Origin of the sequence: Paraburkholderia sp. (genome assembly GCF_036488795.1) — a bacterium.
Lineage (GTDB): Bacteria > Pseudomonadota > Gammaproteobacteria > Burkholderiales > Burkholderiaceae > Paraburkholderia.
Genome location: NZ_DASXHA010000139.1, coordinates 21,553 through 36,425, shown reverse-complemented (window position 1 = coordinate 36,425; position 14,873 = coordinate 21,553). Strand labels below are relative to the sequence as shown.

General features: G+C 63.4%; 13 protein-coding genes. 3 read left to right on the top strand and 10 right to left on the bottom strand.

The window, feature by feature from the left end:
* Window positions 1-76: 76 nt before the first annotated feature.
* A complete protein-coding gene (locus tag VGH41_RS20430) occupies window positions 77-1,711 on the bottom strand; it encodes a hypothetical protein (protein ID WP_331599361.1) in 1,635 nt (544 codons plus the stop codon).
* A 103-nt stretch (window positions 1,712-1,814) separates the two neighbouring features.
* Between VGH41_RS20430 and VGH41_RS20425 the strand changes: the two genes are divergently transcribed.
* Both VGH41_RS20425 and VGH41_RS20420 read left to right on the top strand, forming a co-directional pair.
* A complete protein-coding gene (locus VGH41_RS20425; RefSeq protein WP_331599360.1) occupies window positions 1,815-3,125 on the top strand; it encodes an ATP-binding protein in 1,311 nt (436 codons plus the stop codon).
* Window positions 3,122-3,664 carry a response regulator transcription factor gene (locus VGH41_RS20420; RefSeq protein ID WP_331599359.1) on the top strand — a complete coding sequence of 181 codons (543 nt, stop codon included), beginning with the start codon at window positions 3,122-3,124 and terminating at the stop codon, window positions 3,662-3,664. The genes VGH41_RS20425 and VGH41_RS20420 overlap by 4 nt, the downstream gene beginning before the upstream one ends.
* Before the next feature lie 203 nt (window positions 3,665-3,867).
* Here the strand turns inward: VGH41_RS20420 and hslU are convergent, their stop codons facing one another.
* From hslU to VGH41_RS20375, 9 genes are all read right to left on the bottom strand, one after another.
* Entirely contained in the window at window positions 3,868-5,214 is a 1,347-nt protein-coding gene (gene hslU, locus VGH41_RS20415) for an ATP-dependent protease ATPase subunit HslU (RefSeq protein WP_331599358.1), read from the bottom strand.
* A 15-nt stretch (window positions 5,215-5,229) separates the two neighbouring features.
* Window positions 5,230-5,766 carry an ATP-dependent protease subunit HslV gene (gene hslV, locus VGH41_RS20410; RefSeq protein ID WP_331599357.1) on the bottom strand — a complete coding sequence of 179 codons (537 nt, stop codon included), beginning with the start codon at window positions 5,764-5,766 and terminating at the stop codon, window positions 5,230-5,232.
* A gap of 381 nt (window positions 5,767-6,147) precedes the next feature.
* Window positions 6,148-6,567, bottom strand: coding sequence for an RNA polymerase-binding protein DksA (gene dksA, locus VGH41_RS20405; protein WP_090680821.1), 420 nt, complete (start codon window positions 6,565-6,567; stop codon window positions 6,148-6,150).
* Between the two features lie 566 nt (window positions 6,568-7,133).
* Window positions 7,134-8,231: a GTP-binding protein gene (locus VGH41_RS20400; RefSeq protein WP_331599355.1), complete on the bottom strand. Its 1,098-nt coding sequence runs from the start codon at window positions 8,229-8,231 to the stop codon at window positions 7,134-7,136.
* Between the two features lie 175 nt (window positions 8,232-8,406).
* Window positions 8,407-9,609: a class I SAM-dependent rRNA methyltransferase gene (locus VGH41_RS20395; protein WP_331599354.1), complete on the bottom strand. Its 1,203-nt coding sequence runs from the start codon at window positions 9,607-9,609 to the stop codon at window positions 8,407-8,409.
* A gap of 120 nt (window positions 9,610-9,729) precedes the next feature.
* Window positions 9,730-10,653 carry a tyrosine recombinase XerC gene (gene xerC, locus VGH41_RS20390; protein WP_331599353.1) on the bottom strand — a complete coding sequence of 308 codons (924 nt, stop codon included), beginning with the start codon at window positions 10,651-10,653 and terminating at the stop codon, window positions 9,730-9,732.
* A 36-nt stretch (window positions 10,654-10,689) separates the two neighbouring features.
* Window positions 10,690-11,403 (bottom strand): DUF484 family protein, encoded by a 714-nt coding sequence (locus VGH41_RS20385; RefSeq protein WP_331599351.1) that lies wholly within the window; start codon window positions 11,401-11,403, stop codon window positions 10,690-10,692.
* Window positions 11,404-11,498: 95 nt separating this feature from the next.
* Window positions 11,499-12,362 carry a diaminopimelate epimerase gene (gene dapF, locus VGH41_RS20380; protein ID WP_331599350.1) on the bottom strand — a complete coding sequence of 288 codons (864 nt, stop codon included), beginning with the start codon at window positions 12,360-12,362 and terminating at the stop codon, window positions 11,499-11,501.
* 78 nt (window positions 12,363-12,440) lie between these two features.
* A complete protein-coding gene (locus VGH41_RS20375; RefSeq protein ID WP_331599349.1) occupies window positions 12,441-13,325 on the bottom strand; it encodes a lipid A biosynthesis lauroyl acyltransferase in 885 nt (294 codons plus the stop codon).
* A 272-nt stretch (window positions 13,326-13,597) separates the two neighbouring features.
* Between VGH41_RS20375 and metK the strand changes: the two genes are divergently transcribed.
* Entirely contained in the window at window positions 13,598-14,785 is a 1,188-nt protein-coding gene (gene metK / locus VGH41_RS20370) for a methionine adenosyltransferase (RefSeq protein WP_331599348.1), read from the top strand.
* The last annotated feature ends 88 nt before the right edge of the window (window positions 14,786-14,873 follow it).

The window sequence follows — 14,873 nt, the reverse complement described above, 5'->3', positions numbered from 1 at the left end:
ACCTTCGCCTCAGCTTCCTGCAGCTTTCTGCAGCGGCCTGCAGCGGTCTGCAGCAGCCTGAGGCGCCCAATGGACGCTAAGCTCCGCGCAATGCAAGCGCCGCCAGATCCCGCGCAACGACTTCCAGCACCGGTTCCCATTGGCCGAACTGCGGCTGGCGGTACAGCGTGACGTCCGGATACCAGGGGCTGTCGCGTCGCTCCAGCAGCCATGTCCAGTGCGGATTGACGTCGAGCAGTACCCACGTGCGCCGGCCAATCGCGCCGCTCAGATGCGCCACCGAAGTACAGACGGTGATCACCAGATCGAGCGCGCTGACAAAGGCCGCGGTGTCGTCGAAATTGCTCAGCCCGGCGCTGTAGTCGCTCATCTCCAGGCCGGCTGCACGGGCAGCGGCGACGTCGGCCGCTGCGCCATGCTGCAACGAATAGAACGCCACGCCATCGATTGCCGCGAAGGCGTTTGCGTAACGCTCCCAGCCCACACGCCGGAACGGATTGCGCTGGTGATTCAGACTGCCGGTCCACGCGAGGCCGACTTTGAGCCGCTTTTCGCCGGCGAGGCGTGCCCGCCAGGACGCGCTGGCCCCGGCATCCGGATGCAGGTAAGGCACCGCGCCCGGAACCGTATCTGCGCGGGTGCCGAGCACATACGGCACGCTCAGCAGCGGAATCTCGTAGTCGAATGGCGGCAGCGACTCGACACCGCCGCCCGCCGAATAACCGTCTACGTGTTGTGCGAGGCTGCGCTCGAGAAGCGCGCCCATCTGTGGAAACGAATTCCACAGAATCCGCCCGCCTTCCGCGTGAACCCGCGCGGCAAGCTGCGGGACGAAACGGCAGCACTGCAGCAGGTCGCCCATGCCCTGTTCGCCCCAGAGCAGCAGCGTTTTGCCTGCGAGCGGCTCACCCTGCCATTGCGGGACAGGCATCGCGGGACGGTTGCCGCCCAGTTCCAGCGAGCCTTGCCAGCGCGCCTCGTGGGCTGACCAGCCGCGTTCATGCGCGCCGCGCACCAGGTAGAGCATGGCCAGATTGCAACGCAGTGTCGCGTCGTTGGGCGCGCGTTCGCAGGCGGCTTCGGCGAGCCGCCCGGCGTCGTCCCAGCGTTGCGCTTCCTTGAGCGCCAGCGCATAGTTGTTCAGCGCCATCGGACTGTCCGGCGCCAGTTCAAGAGCGCGCTGGCCTGCGGCTAATGCGCGCGGCAGATTCATCGCGAAGCGGCTCGCCTGGGCCAGATTGGTCCACGCGTCGCTATTGGCGGGATCGGCGGTGACGGCGCTTTCCAGCAGCGCAACCTGCTCGGCGACGTCGCCCCCCGTTATCGCAAGTGCGCCGGCCAGATTGTTGCGCAACTGCGGCAGTTCGGGATCCAGAACGAGTGCGCGACGATACGCCGCAATTGCATCATGGTGACGAGTCACCATCTGCAGCGCGTAGCCCAGCTGAAAGCTCGCGAAGGCATTATGGGGTTGGAGTTGGGCAATAATGGCGGCGAGTGCGATGGCGTCGTGATGGCGGTGTTGCTGCAGCAGCCCGGCGATGACCGGACTGATTGCCCCATGGTCGAGCGCCTGCAGCAAGGTGGCGGCCTCCAGCCAGATAGAGCGCGCTTCGGCCAGGCCGTTTTGCTGCGCGGCGGCAGCACGCTGCAGATAGGTCAGGAAGGCGGGCCACGCAGGGTGGCCGGGGTCGGAAATCAAACGCGGCATGGATTTGTCCGGGCGCTGTATCGCAAATCTGGTCTGGCAGGCGATGGTATCGCCCAAGCCCCGCGCTGCATCTCGGACAACTCCGAACAGGTAAACTCGTTTCATGCATCGTATAACCAATACCGGCCGGGTCAACCTGGGACATCTGTTCTGGCTGCGCAGTCTGGCGATCATCGGCCAGCTGATGACCATTGCGGCGGTCCAGATTTTTATCGGCGTGCACTTGCCGCTGCCGGCCATGCTGCTCGTGATCGGCCTCGAAGTGATCTTCAACGGCCTGACGTGGATTCGCGTCGCAAAACAGCGCCCCGAATCCAGTCTCGAACTGTTCGGGCAGCTCTGGGTCGACCTCGGCGCGTTGTCTGCCTTGTTGTTTCTTTCCGGCGGCACGACCAATCCATTTGTGTCGTTGTACCTGCCGTCTCTGGCGATCGCCGCGGCCGTGTTGCCGTGGCATCTGATGTTGTGGCTCGCCGCGTTTGCCGTGGCCTGCTACGGAGTACTCGGTTTCGATTCGGTGCCGCTGAATCTCGACAATCCGGCCAATCTGTTCGAGTACTACCGCGCCGGGATGTGGGTGAACTTCACGGTCAGCGTTGGGCTGATCGCATGGTTCGTCGCGCGGATGTCGCGGGCCTTGCGTCTGCGCGACGCCGCGCTGGGCGATGCGCAACAGCGGCTGCTGCGCGACGAGCGCGCGGTGGCGCTCGGCGTGCAGGCGGCGACGGTCGCGCACGAGATCGGTACGCCGCTATCGACGATTGCGATGCTCTCCGAAGAATTGCGCGACGCCGCGCGCAGCGACAAGGGCCTCGCTCCCTACACGGCAGATCTCGAATTGCTCGAGCAGCAAATGTCGCTGTGTACCTCGGCGCTGGCACGGCTGCGCTCGCGGGCATCGACGCCGGGCAGCCGGCAGCCGGTCGGCGAATGGCTCGAATCGTTCGCGCAGCAGTGGCGGCTGCGGCATCCGCACGTCAAGTTCGAGCGGCTCGGCACGCCGCCCCCCGGGCTTATCCTTGACGATACCGTCGCGGTCAGCCAGATTCTCACGATCCTGCTCGACAACGCCGCGCGCGCCAGCCGCGATCACGTGACGCTGGCGGCGACGCTCTCGCCGCAGGGCGACGGAATCGTTTTCGAAGTGTGCGACGCCGGCCCCGGCATCCCGGCGTCATTGCGCGGCTCGCTCGGGGCGATGCCGGTCGACAGTACTCAGGGCGGCCATGGCGTCGGGTTGTATCTGGCGTTTTCGGCGGCGGCGCGGCTCGGCGGCTCGATCGAATTGACCGACGTGAGCGGCATCAAGCCGCCAGGCACCCGCGCGGTGCTGCGGCTACCGGTGGCGGGCCATCAATCATCAGATGCGGGCCAACAGGGCGCCGCGTCAAACAATACGGAGAAACAGGCATGAGCGATATGAATTTTCTGGTGATCGACGACGACGAAGTGTTCTCCGGCATCCTCGCACGCGGACTGACGCGACGCGGCTATACGGTGGCGGAGGCGCATAACGCCGACGAGGCGATCAAGCTCGCGAATCAGCAGAAGTTCGGGCAAATCACGGTGGATTTGCACCTGGGCAATGATTCTGGACTGACGCTGGTAGCGCCTTTGCGCGAGTTGCAGCCGGATGCGCGGATGCTGGTGCTCACCGGTTACGCGAGCATTGCCACGGCGGTGCAGGCAGTGAAAGACGGCGCCGACAACTACCTCGCGAAGCCGGCCAACGTCGAGACGATTCTCTCGGCACTGCAAAGCGAAGCGAGCGCGATTCAGGCCGACGAGGCGATCGAGCACCCCACGCCGCTTTCGGTGGCGCGGCTGGAGTGGGAGCACATCCAGCGCGTGCTGGCCGAGCACGGCGGCAACATTTCCGCCACGGCGCGCGCGTTGAACATGCACCGCCGGACCTTGCAGCGCAAGCTGGCGAAGCGTCCGGTAAAGCAGTAGGCGACGCGCGCGGCTTTTGCGGTGCGGCAGGGACGGAAATGAATAAGGGCGGTCTTCTGCAAGACCGCCCTTTGCTTTGCTTCACGCCATGCTCCGCCCGCTGCGGCGAATCGTTGCGTCTAGTCGTTCTGGTGAGTGAAGCCGGTGCTATTCATGAAACTCTTTTCGGCATCCAGAACCGCAACATGGTCAGCGTTATAGCGTCACAGGACGTAGCGCGACAGGTCCTCGTCTTCCGCGACTTCGTTCAGTGCGCGATCCACATAGGCCGCGTCGATCCTGACGGTGCTGCCCGCATGATTGCCGGCTGCAAACGACACTTCTTCGAGCAGCTTTTCGATCACCGTATAGAGCCGGCGCGCACCGATATTCTCGGTCTTCTCGTTTACCGAGAAGGCGATTTCCGCGAGGCGGCGGATGCCGTCCTCGGCGAAGTCGAGGTGCACGTCTTCGGTCGCGAGCAGTGCTTGGTATTGCTTGACGAGGCTTGCGTCGGTGGAGACCAGAATTGATTCGAAGTCCTTCACCGACAGCGAGTCGAGTTCGACGCGAATCGGGAAGCGGCCCTGCAGTTCGGGGATCAGGTCGCTCGGCTTCGCGAGGTGAAAGGCGCCGCTGGCGATGAACAGAATGTGATCGGTTTTCACCATGCCGTACTTGGTGTTGATCGTCGTGCCTTCGACGAGCGGCAGCAAATCGCGCTGCACGCCCTGACGCGATACTTCTCCGCCGCCGGCTTCGCTGCGCGAAGCGATCTTGTCGATTTCGTCGAGGAACACAATGCCGTTTTGCTCGACATTCTGCACGGCCCTGGTCTTCACTTCCTCGTCGTTGAGCATCTTGGCGGCTTCTTCATCCGTCAGGACCTTCAGCGCTTCCTTGACCTTCAGCTTGCGACGTGTTTTCTTGCCGCCGCCGATATTGGCGAACATCGACCGGATCTGCTCGGTCATGTCTTCCATGCCGGGCGGCCCCATGATGTCCATGCCCACTTGCGGCAGCTCGACGTCGAGTTCGATTTCCTTGTCGTCCAGCAGGCCCTCGCGCAGGCGCTTGCGGAACGTCTGGCGTGTGCTGCTGCCTTCGTCCGCGGTGTCGGCCGCGCTCGAGCTGGTGCCGAAGCCGGCCGGCCGCGCGCTGGGCAGCAGGATGTCGAGAATGCGGTCTTCCGCCTGGTCTTCGGCCTTGGTGCGCACCTTGCGCATTTCGGTCTCGCGCGTCTGTTTGACCGAGATTTCAATCAGGTCGCGTACGATGCTGTCCACATCGCGGCCCACGTAGCCCACTTCCGTGAACTTGGTGGCTTCGATCTTGATGAACGGCGCGTCCGCGAGCTTGGCCAGACGCCGGGCGATTTCCGTCTTGCCGACGCCGGTCGGTCCGATCATCAGAATGTTCTTCGGCGTGATTTCCTGGCGCAGCGGCTCGCCAACCTGCTGACGGCGCCAGCGGTTGCGTAGCGCGACGGCTACGGCTTTCTTCGCGCGGCCCTGGCCGATGATGTGCTTGTCGAGTTCCGAGACGATCTCGGCGGGAGTCATGGTGCTCATCGTGGGTCCTTGTCCTTAGCCGATTGTCTCGATAACGCGGTTGTGATTCGTGTAGATGCACATGTCGCCGGCAATCTCCAATGATTTTTCGACGATCTCGCGCGGCGACAATTCAGTGTTGTCGGTGAGCGCCTTGGCCGCGGCCTGCGCGTACGCGCCGCCGGAGCCGATTGCGCAGATGCCGCCCTCCGGGTCGAGCACGTCGCCGTTGCCGGTGATGACGAGCGTGGTGTGCGCGTCCGCGGCAATCAGCATGGCTTCCAGCCGGCGCAGCATGCGGTCGGTGCGCCAGTCTTTGGCGAGTTCGACGGCCGAGCGCGTCAGGTTGCCCTGGTGTTTTTCGAGCTTCGCTTCGAAGCGGTCGAGCAGCGAGAAGGCGTCAGCCGTGCCGCCGGCAAATCCAACCAGCACCTGGCCGTTATAGATGCGCCGGACCTTCCTGGCGCCGCCTTTCATGACGATATTGCCTAATGTGACCTGGCCATCGCCGCCGAGGGCGACCTGGTCGCCGCGCCGCACGGAGACGATCGTCGTGCCGTGAAATTGCTCCATATGCGTTCCTTTTGCAAAACAGGTAGGACAGGGAAGCGCCGAAGCGCTGCCGCTTGAATCCGATCGAGCGGACGGTGCGCGCCATCGAGCCGTTATCAAGCTGTCGGAACCAGTTAGACGGCGGCGGGCGCGCTCGTGCAACGCATGTCCGGTTTATTTTAGGGCGTGCGCGGTCATATCAAGAGCTAGCCGGATGGCCTAAGCCGAAAAACCCGGCAAAAGCCGGATCAGGGGGGGAATATGGCACCGCCAGGCGCCGCTCGGGGGCCGCGCGGATGGCAGCAAGAACCCCGAAGCAAAAGAAAAAAGGCGCACAGTTCACCGTGCGCCTCTCGACGAAGCAGCGTAATAGGGCGCGGGCCCGAGCCGCGCCGCGGGCGATCAGTCGCCGAACAGCTTCTGGCGCAGTTCGCGGCGTTCCTGCGCTTCGAGCGACAGGGTGGCCGTGGGCCGGGCGAGCATACGCGGAATGCCAATTGGCTCACCGGTTTCTTCGCACCAGCCGTATTCGCCCGATTCAATCCGCGCAAGCGATTGCTGGACTTTCTTCAGCAGCTTGCGTTCGCGGTCGCGCGTGCGCAGTTCCAGCGCATGCTCTTCCTCGATCGTCGCGCGATCGGCCGGGTCCGGCACAATCACGGTTTCGCGGAGGTTTTCGGTCGTCTGGCCAGCATTGCGGAGAATTTCCGCCTGCAGCTGTTCAAGCTTGTTCTTGAAGAAAGCGAGCTGATCCTCGTTCATGTAATCCTTGTCGCTCATCTTCAGGATTTCGGCTTCGGTCAAGAGTCGTTTCGTCGTCATCTGGCGTGCTTCTTCAATGTGAGGCAAAACTCTTACAGGTTGCCCGCACTTCCGTGTTGCCCGCAAAGGCGCCTCGAATACGCTCTTCGAGCGCAGGCGAACACGGACGGTGGGCTGTCGTGACGCCGAAGCGTCGGGCGCTGATGCGGGGCCGAACTCCTCTGGAAACGATCTTCAAATGCTCCTGAGGCAATGCTTTACCAGCGGCGTGCCTCCCGAGGCGATACGCCAGCCAGCTTCTCGGCGTGCTGCTTCCCGGACAAGGTTTTCCGGCGCCGTGTCAGGCCCGGCGCGGATTACGCGCTAACCGGGCAATCGTTCTCATTCTCCAGTGGGCACGTATTGTAACTGAATCAGAATCCGGCACGGCAAGCAGGAGAATTCCGGCCCGTTGCCCGCCGATATCCTGAAAATATAACGCGCGCACGGCTAAAAAGCGATGGGCGCGCACGTTTCCTGCAACAGGGTTTTCACGCGCTTTACATGATTTGTATGTCTTCAACGCGCTTTCGGCCGGGTCGGGACGTTTCCCGACCCGGCAGCAGCTTTCATTCCCGCATTGACGCTCAGGCGAGGCAGGCGCTCAGACCGTCGGTGATCAGGTCTTGCGGCAGTTCGATGCCGATGAACACCATCTTGCTGTTCTTCTTTTCGACCGGCTGCCACTTCGCGGCGAGGTCGCTGCCCATCATCTGATGGACGCCCTGGAACACCACCTTGCGGTCGACGCCCTTCATGTAGAGCACGCCCTTGTAGCGCAACAGGCGCTCGCCATAGATCTGCAGAATGCCGCCGAGAAAATCTTCCAGCTTGTTCGGATCGAACGGCCGCTCGCTGCGAAACACGAACGATTTGATCTTGTCGTCGTGATGCGCGTGGTGGTGATGCGCGTGGTCATGTCCTTCGTGATCGCACTGACCGTGCTCGTGATCGCAATTTGCGTGGTCGTCACTGTGGTCATGATCGTGGCCGTGATCATGCGCGTGATCGTGGTGCGCATGGTCGTGCTCGTCTTCGGCGAGGAAGTCCGGGTCGATCTCGAGCTTGGCGTTCAGGTTGAAGCCGCGCAGGTCGAAGATTTCCTTGATGTCGGCCTCGCCGAAGTTCACCACCTTGATGGCTGCCCGCGGGTTCATGTGCAGCAGGCGATGGCGCAGGTCGCCCATGGTCTTTTCGTCGATCAGATCCGACTTTGTGATGAACAGGCGGTCGGCGAAACCGACCTGGCGCTGCACCACTTCGTGCTCGTCCAGCTGGTGACCGGCGTGCTTCGCGTCGACCAGCGTGATGATCGCGTCGAGCAGGAATTCGTCGGCAATTTCGTTATCCATAAAGAACGTCTGCGCGACCGGGCCCGGATTCGCGAGGCCCGTGGTTTCGATCACGACACGGTCGAAATCCAGCTCGCCAGCCTGCTTTTTCGCTGCCAGATCGCTCAGCACGCGCGCCAGATCGCCGCGGATCGTACAGCAGATGCAGCCGTTGCTCATCTGGATGATCTGCTCGTTGGCGTCCTGGACGAGAATTTCGTTGTCGATGTTTTCTTCGCCGAACTCGTTCTCGATCACGGCGATCTTCATGCCGTGCTTTTCATTCAGGATGCGCTTGAGCAGCGTGGTTTTGCCGCTGCCGAGGAAGCCGGTCAGGATAGTGACGGGAATCATGGTGGTCGCCTGTATTGTTCGTAAATCGGAGTGCTGCGTCGAAGGCGGCGGGCAGGCCCGCGTCGTTCGAGCTGATCGGTTATTGAAACATATCTGTCAAGCCACTGCTGGCGGCGCGTCGCAAACCAGGGTGCGAACCCGCCACCGCGCGGAAATATTCCGAAACTATGGGCGATCAGGCGATTTGCAACAATAGGCCTTTCAGATACTCGCCTTCCGGGAATGCCGTCAGCAACGGATGATCGACTCCGGCGCCAAGCCGCTTCAGGATGCGCGCGTCGACGCGCGCATCGGCGGCCGCGCCGGCGACGATCTTCTGGAACAGCTCGGCATCGATCGCGCCCGAGCATGAGTACGTGAAGAGCAGGCCGCCCGGGCGCAGAAGCTTGAGGCCGGTCAGGTTGATGTCCTTGTAGGCGCGCGAGGCGCGGTCCACGTGCTCGCGCGACGGCGCGAATTTCGGCGGATCCAGCACCACCAGGTCGAAACGCTCGCCTTCGTCGTGCAAGCGGCGCAGCGTCTTGAACGCGTCGGCGTCGAGCCAGCTCGCGCGTCCCGCGTCGAACCCGTTGGCGGCGACGTTCTGCTGCGCGAGCGCCAGCGCCTCGCCGGACGAATCGATCGACACCACGCGCCTCGCGCCGCCCCTGAGCGCCGCCAGCGAAAAGCCGCCGGTATAGCAAAAGCAGTTCAGCACTTCGCGATCTTGCGCGAGCTGCTGCACGAGCGCCCGGTTGTCGCGCTGATCGACGTAAAAGCCGGTCTTGTGGCCATTGCGCACATCCACGTGATAGCGCACGCCGTTTTCCATGGCGATCAGCGGGTCCGACGGCGGATCGCCCGCCAGCACGCCGGTGACCTGTTCGAGGCCTTCCTTTTCGCGGATCGACACGTCCGAGCGTTCGTAGACGTTCGGGCAGCCGGTCGCGTCGATCAACGCGGCGACGATCGCCTCTTTCCACGCCTCGACGCCCGTGGCCATGAACTGGCAGACGAGCTGGCTGCGCTGCCCGGCCGCGTCAGCGACGTAGTGATCGACGATCAGCCCGGGCAATCCGTCCGCTTCGCCGAAGATGAGCCGTATGGCGCCCGTGTCGTGGATCATCGCGCGGCGGTGTTCGACGGCGCGCTGCACGCGGCGTTTGAAGAAGGCGTGGTCGATCGGCTCGGCCTCGTCGAAGCTCCAGACCCGTGCGCGAATCTGCGAATGCGGGCTGTAGGCAGCGCGTGCCAGGAAGCGGCCGTCGTAGGAGCGCACGAGCACGGTGGCGCCCGCCGCCGGCTTGCCGTCGACGCGGTCAATGGCCGTCGCATAAACCCATGGATGGCGGCGCAGCAGCGACTTTTCTTTCGACGGTTTGAGCGTAACGGTATTCATGACTTCACTTCGTGAGGGTTTCAGCAGAACAATCTGCCGCACAAGACGGCGAGATGGATGGCAGCGAACTATCCGGCGCGGCCTTCGGCGGCTTGCCAATGCGCCTCGAGACGGGCCGTCTCAGTCGCGTTTTTTGGCGCGCGGATGCGCCTGATCGTAGACGTGCGCCAGATGCTGGAAATCAAGCCCGGTATAAACCTGGGTCGCGGTGATGCTGGCGTGGCCGAGCAGCTCCTGCACGGCGCGCAGATCGCCGCTGGACTGCAGCACATGCGTGGCGAACGAGTGACGCAGCACGTGCGGATGGACGTTGGCGGGAATGCCGGCGACCAGCGCCATGCGTTTCACGCGTTCGCGCACGATGTTCGGCGACATCCGGTTGCCGCGCACCGACAGGAACAGCGGATGCGGATCGTGTTTGACGAATTCTCCGCGCACTTCGAGCCACGCGCGCAAGGCGTCGAGCGCCTTGCTGCCGACCGGCACGACGCGGCGCCGGTTGCCCTTGCCGAGCACCTCGACTTCCGCCGAATCGAGCTTGAGCCAGCCGGCGGAACGATAGCCGTCGGCATCGGCGAAGCGGGCGTCGAGGCCGACCAGTTCGGCGAGGCGCAGGCCCGACGAATAAAACAGTTCGAGGATGGCGTGATCGCGCAGCCCTTCGGGGGTGCCGGCGGCGGGCGCTTCCATCAGCCGGTTGGCGTCGTCGACCGAGAGTGCTTTGGGCAGCGTTTTCGGCTGCTTCGGCGCCCGCACCGTCGCGACCGGATTGGCCGGCAGATCGACGCGTCCGGCAAGCCACCGGTAAAACGCGCGCCACGCCGACAGGCGATGACTGATCGAGCGTGCCGTCAGACCGCCGGCGTGCGCTCTGGACACCGCGCCGCGAATGTCGGTTGCGCTCAGGCTTTCGAGCGGCCGGCCCTTGGCCAGCTGCTTCAATTCATCCAGCTCGTGCGTGTAGCCGCGCAGCGTATGCGCCGAGAGCCGCCGCTCGTGTTCGAGGTTCGACAGGTAGTCGGCGATCGGGTCGGCAGTGGTCACGTGGTGGGCGCGGCGTTCGGGCCGTGGCGGTTGGGTTTAACGCGGCAGCAGGCGGCTCAGCGCCGCACTGGCGAGCGCGGCGATCTGCGTGAGGAAGTCGGTGGCCATGCCGTCGTGAAAGCGGCGCGCATCGGGCGAGCCCATCACCAGCAAACCGAAGGTCGGGGCATCTTCCTTGCCATTGGGGTCGCGCAGCGCCAGCAGTGCAATCGATTCGGTCGACGGCGCGGCTTCGGGTGCGCCGCTGCCTTCCGCGGGCACGGCCATGACCGCCGGCGCAAGCCATTGTGCGGCTTCGAAGCCGGTATTGGCGCCGCAGTAAGGCGTAGCCAGGCTATTCGCGAAGATGCGTACTTCCTCTCCGACGTGGCGCGCGAAGTCGGCCTGGGTGTACGGCTCGGCGACATCCCATACGCGCAGTGCCGCTTGCGGCATGTCGAAAATGTCGCGCAAACCGGTGGCGATCGTGCGCGGCAGCGCATAGGGATCGCGCTCGGCTAGCACGAGCGTGGTCCAGCGGTTGAACTTGGACGCGATGCTGTCGTTCTCGTGGCCATAACGCAGCAGTTCGGCAAGACGCCGTTCGAGCACCTTGTTCTTGTCGCGCAGCATTTCCATCTGCCGTTCCTGCAGCGAGACCGCGGCTTTGCCGTGCGGGTTCGCGAGCCGGATTGTCGCGAGCATTTCCGCGTGTTCGGCGAAGAATTCGGGGTTGGCAAGCAGGTATTCGGCGACTTCGCGATCGTTCATGGTTTCGGCTAAAGGACTACGCCCTCAGAGGGGCGAATCGGTCAATAAGGTCGGCAATGCAACGGCTCATTCAGCGGGCGGGCAGGACAAGTGACTCAGTCGGCCAATTCGATTTCGCCTTCGAAGACGGTGGCGGCCGGACCCGCCATCAGGAGCGGCGCGGTGTCATGTTCGCCGTTCCAGGAAATGGTCAGGGTACCGCCGTGGGTGTGCACTTTCACCGGCGAATCGAGCAGACCGCGGCGGATGCCGGCCGCGACCGCGGCGCAGGCGCCTGTGCCGCACGCCAGGGTTTCGCCGGCGCCGCGCTCGTAGACGCGCAGTTTGACCTCGTTGCGCGCGACGATCTGCATGAAGCCGGCGTTCACTTTCTGCGGAAAACGCGCGTGACGTTCTATCACCGGACCGTCCACCCGCACCGGGAACGCTTCGACGTCGTCTACCACTTGCACCGCGTGCGGATTGCCCATTGAAACGACCGAAATCCAGCGCGTGGCGCCGTTCACGTCGAGCGGCCAGAGCGTGTCGCCGCCTTCGCGGCGGCCTTCGAGGCCGCTCGGGTCGAACGGCACACGGGCCGGTTCGAACACGGGCGCGCCCATGTCGACCATCACCTCGCCGTTCTCCTGCATCGTCAAGGTAATCACGCCGTTTTGCACCTGGACGCGCACGCTGCGCTTGTCGGTGAGGCGCGTGTCGCGCACGAACTTGACGAAGCAGCGTGCGCCGTTGCCGCAGTGCTCGACCTCGCCGCCGTCGCAATTGAAGATGCGGTACCTGAAATCCACACCTTCGATGGTCGGCTTTTCAACCAGCAGCAGTTGATCCGCGCCGACACCGAAGTGCCGGTCGGCGAGCGCGCGCACCTGCTCCGCGCTCAGCTTGAGCGGCTGCGTAAAGCCGTCGAGCACGACAAAGTCGTTGCCCGCGCCGTGCATCTTGGTGAATTTCAGTTTCATCTCGCTATTGTAAGTGACTCGCACAGCGGTGCGTCGAACGCCGCTTCGGATTGCTCAGATGTTTGCCGCACCCACGCTTCAGTACACGCTCGGTACGCCCGGCGGCCGCGTCTTGAAGCGCTTGTGCACCCAATAATACTGTTCCGGCATATGGGGAATCTGCTCTTCGAGAAACGCGTTCATGCGGCGCGCGTCGACTTCGTCGTCGCCGGTGGGGTAGTTTTCCCACCGCTTGAACACCTTGAGGCGGTAGCCCTTGTAGTTCGGCAGCACTTCGCCTATGAACGGTACCACCTGCGCCTGACCCACCTTTGCGAGCCGTCCGACCGCCGTGAGCGTGCAGGTCGGCACGCCGAAAAACGGCACGAAGGTCGAGTTGCGCATGCCGTAGTCCATGTCCGCGCCAAGCATCACCGGCTTCCGGTCGCGCAGCCAGCGCAGCACGATGCGCGCACTGTCGGCGCGGCTCGCCATGTCCGCGCCGAAGCGGGCGCGCGCCGCCTTGGCGACTTCTTCGAGCTCGGGGTTCGACATGGGCTGATACAGCGAGCCGCATTGGCGCTTCAACGAATAGTTCAGGAAGATCGAACCGGCCTCGATGCCCACGAAGTGAAAGCCGAGAAACAGCGTGGGCGGTAGATTCGGGTCGGTGAGGTCGATCGCGCTATCGAGCTGGATCAGCTTTTCGAGCTTTTTTGCCGAACCGAACCACTGAACGCTGCGCTCCAGATAGCTGCGGATGGCGTGCCGGAAATGCTTTTGCGCCACTTCTTCACGGCGTGCCTCGTCCCATTCGGGAAAGCACAGTTTCAGGTTGATATGGACGATGCGCCTGCGCCGGCTGGGGATCTGATAGAGGAGCCAGCCGAGCCCGTCGCCGAGGCGGGCGATGAGGCCGTAAGGCAAAAGCGCGAAAAGTTTCAGCAGCCCGATGGCGAATTTCGCTCCGAGACGGCTCAGCATGCCGGGGCTCCGCAGTGTGCGCTGGCCGACACTGCAGTCAAGAAAAGGAACGAGTCGAGATACAACACGCGTGGGTACTCTGTGACAAATGTAGGAAGTCGCTATAATAAGGGCTTCGCCGAGTTAATAGACAACTTGCGGGGCGAAGCTGATTGGCGCGATCCACGGATCTGCGCCGAACGGTCAGGAAATCCGCTAAAGCGTCGCCGCTTCAGGCTTCCGAAGCTGGCTACGTGAAACTCAACCGTAACCACATAACAGGAGTCTGCAACGTGGCAAACGACTATCTCTTCACCTCCGAATCCGTTTCCGAAGGCCATCCGGACAAGGTCGCGGACCAAATCTCCGACGCCATCCTCGACGCCATCCTCGCGCAGGACAAATACTCGCGCGTTGCCGCTGAAACGCTGTGCAACACGGGTCTGGTCGTGCTGGCCGGTGAAATCACCACTACGGCAAACGTGGATTACATCCAGGTTGCGCGTAACACCATCAAGCGTATCGGTTACGACAACACGGACTACGGCATCGACTACCGCGGTTGCGCGGTGCTCGTCGCGTACGACAAGCAGTCGCCGGACATCGCGCAGGGCGTCGACCGTGCACACGACAACAACCTCGATCAGGGCGCGGGTGACCAGGGCCTGATGTTCGGCTATGCGTGTGAAGAAACCCCGGAACTGATGCCGCTGCCGATCCACCTGTCGCACCGTCTGGTCGAGCGTCAGGCCAACCTGCGCCGCGACGGCCGCTTGCCCTGGCTGCGTCCGGATGCGAAGTCGCAGGTCACGGTGCGCTACGTCGACGGCAAGCCGCATGCTATCGACACCGTCGTGCTGTCCACGCAGCATTCGCCGGACATCGACCTGAACACGTTGCGCGAAGCCGTGATCGAAGAAGTCATCAAGCCGACCCTGCCGGCCGAGCTGATCAAGGGCGACATCAAGTTCCTGGTGAACCCGACTGGCCGCTTCGTGATTGGCGGCCCGCAAGGCGATTGCGGCCTGACGGGCCGCAAGATCATCGTCGACACGTACGGCGGTGCTGCTCCGCACGGCGGCGGCGCTTTCTCGGGCAAGGATCCGTCGAAGGTCGACCGTTCGGCCGCTTATGCCGGCCGTTACGTGGCGAAGAACATCGTCGCCGCGGGTCTGGCTTCGCGCTGCCTGATTCAGGTGTCGTACGCCATTGGCGTGGCCCAGCCTACCTCGGTCATGGTCAACACGTTCGGCACGGGCCGGGTGTCGGATGCAACGATCACGCGTCTGGTGCAGGAACACTTCGATCTGCGTCCGAAGGGCATCATCCAGATGCTGGACCTGCTGCGTCCGATCTACGAGAAGAGCGCCGCTTACGGCCACTTCGGCCGCGAAGAGCCGGAATTCACGTGGGAAGCGACCGACAAGGCGCTTGCCCTGGCTGAAGCTGCAGGTACGGAACCGGTGGTTGCACTCGCTTAAGCGAGCTTGTAAGCCGGCGCCTCTGCTGCCGTAAAAAAAGCCCCGCACGGTGTCGCACCGTGCGGGGCTTTTCTATTGTCTGACGTAA

Bases quoted from the DNA above. Each gene is read 5' to 3' on its own strand.
- VGH41_RS20430 (WP_331599361.1), bottom strand. From the start codon at position 1,711: ATGCCGCGTTTGATTTCCGACCCCGGCCACCCTGCGTGGCCCGCCTTC.
- VGH41_RS20425 (WP_331599360.1), top strand. From the start codon at position 1,815: ATGCATCGTATAACCAATACCGGCCGGGTCAACCTGGGACATCTGTTC.
- VGH41_RS20420 (WP_331599359.1), top strand. From the start codon at position 3,122: ATGAGCGATATGAATTTTCTGGTGATCGACGACGACGAAGTGTTCTCC.
- hslU (WP_331599358.1), bottom strand. From the start codon at position 5,214: ATGAGCACCATGACTCCCGCCGAGATCGTCTCGGAACTCGACAAGCAC.
- hslV (WP_331599357.1), bottom strand. From the start codon at position 5,766: ATGGAGCAATTTCACGGCACGACGATCGTCTCCGTGCGGCGCGGCGAC.
- dksA (WP_090680821.1), bottom strand. From the start codon at position 6,567: ATGACGACGAAACGACTCTTGACCGAAGCCGAAATCCTGAAGATGAGC.
- VGH41_RS20400 (WP_331599355.1), bottom strand. From the start codon at position 8,231: ATGATTCCCGTCACTATCCTGACCGGCTTCCTCGGCAGCGGCAAAACC.
- VGH41_RS20395 (WP_331599354.1), bottom strand. From the start codon at position 9,609: ATGAATACCGTTACGCTCAAACCGTCGAAAGAAAAGTCGCTGCTGCGC.
- VGH41_RS20385 (WP_331599351.1), bottom strand. From the start codon at position 11,403: ATGAACGATCGCGAAGTCGCCGAATACCTGCTTGCCAACCCCGAATTC.
- dapF (WP_331599350.1), bottom strand. From the start codon at position 12,362: ATGAAACTGAAATTCACCAAGATGCACGGCGCGGGCAACGACTTTGTC.
- VGH41_RS20375 (WP_331599349.1), bottom strand. From the start codon at position 13,325: ATGCTGAGCCGTCTCGGAGCGAAATTCGCCATCGGGCTGCTGAAACTT.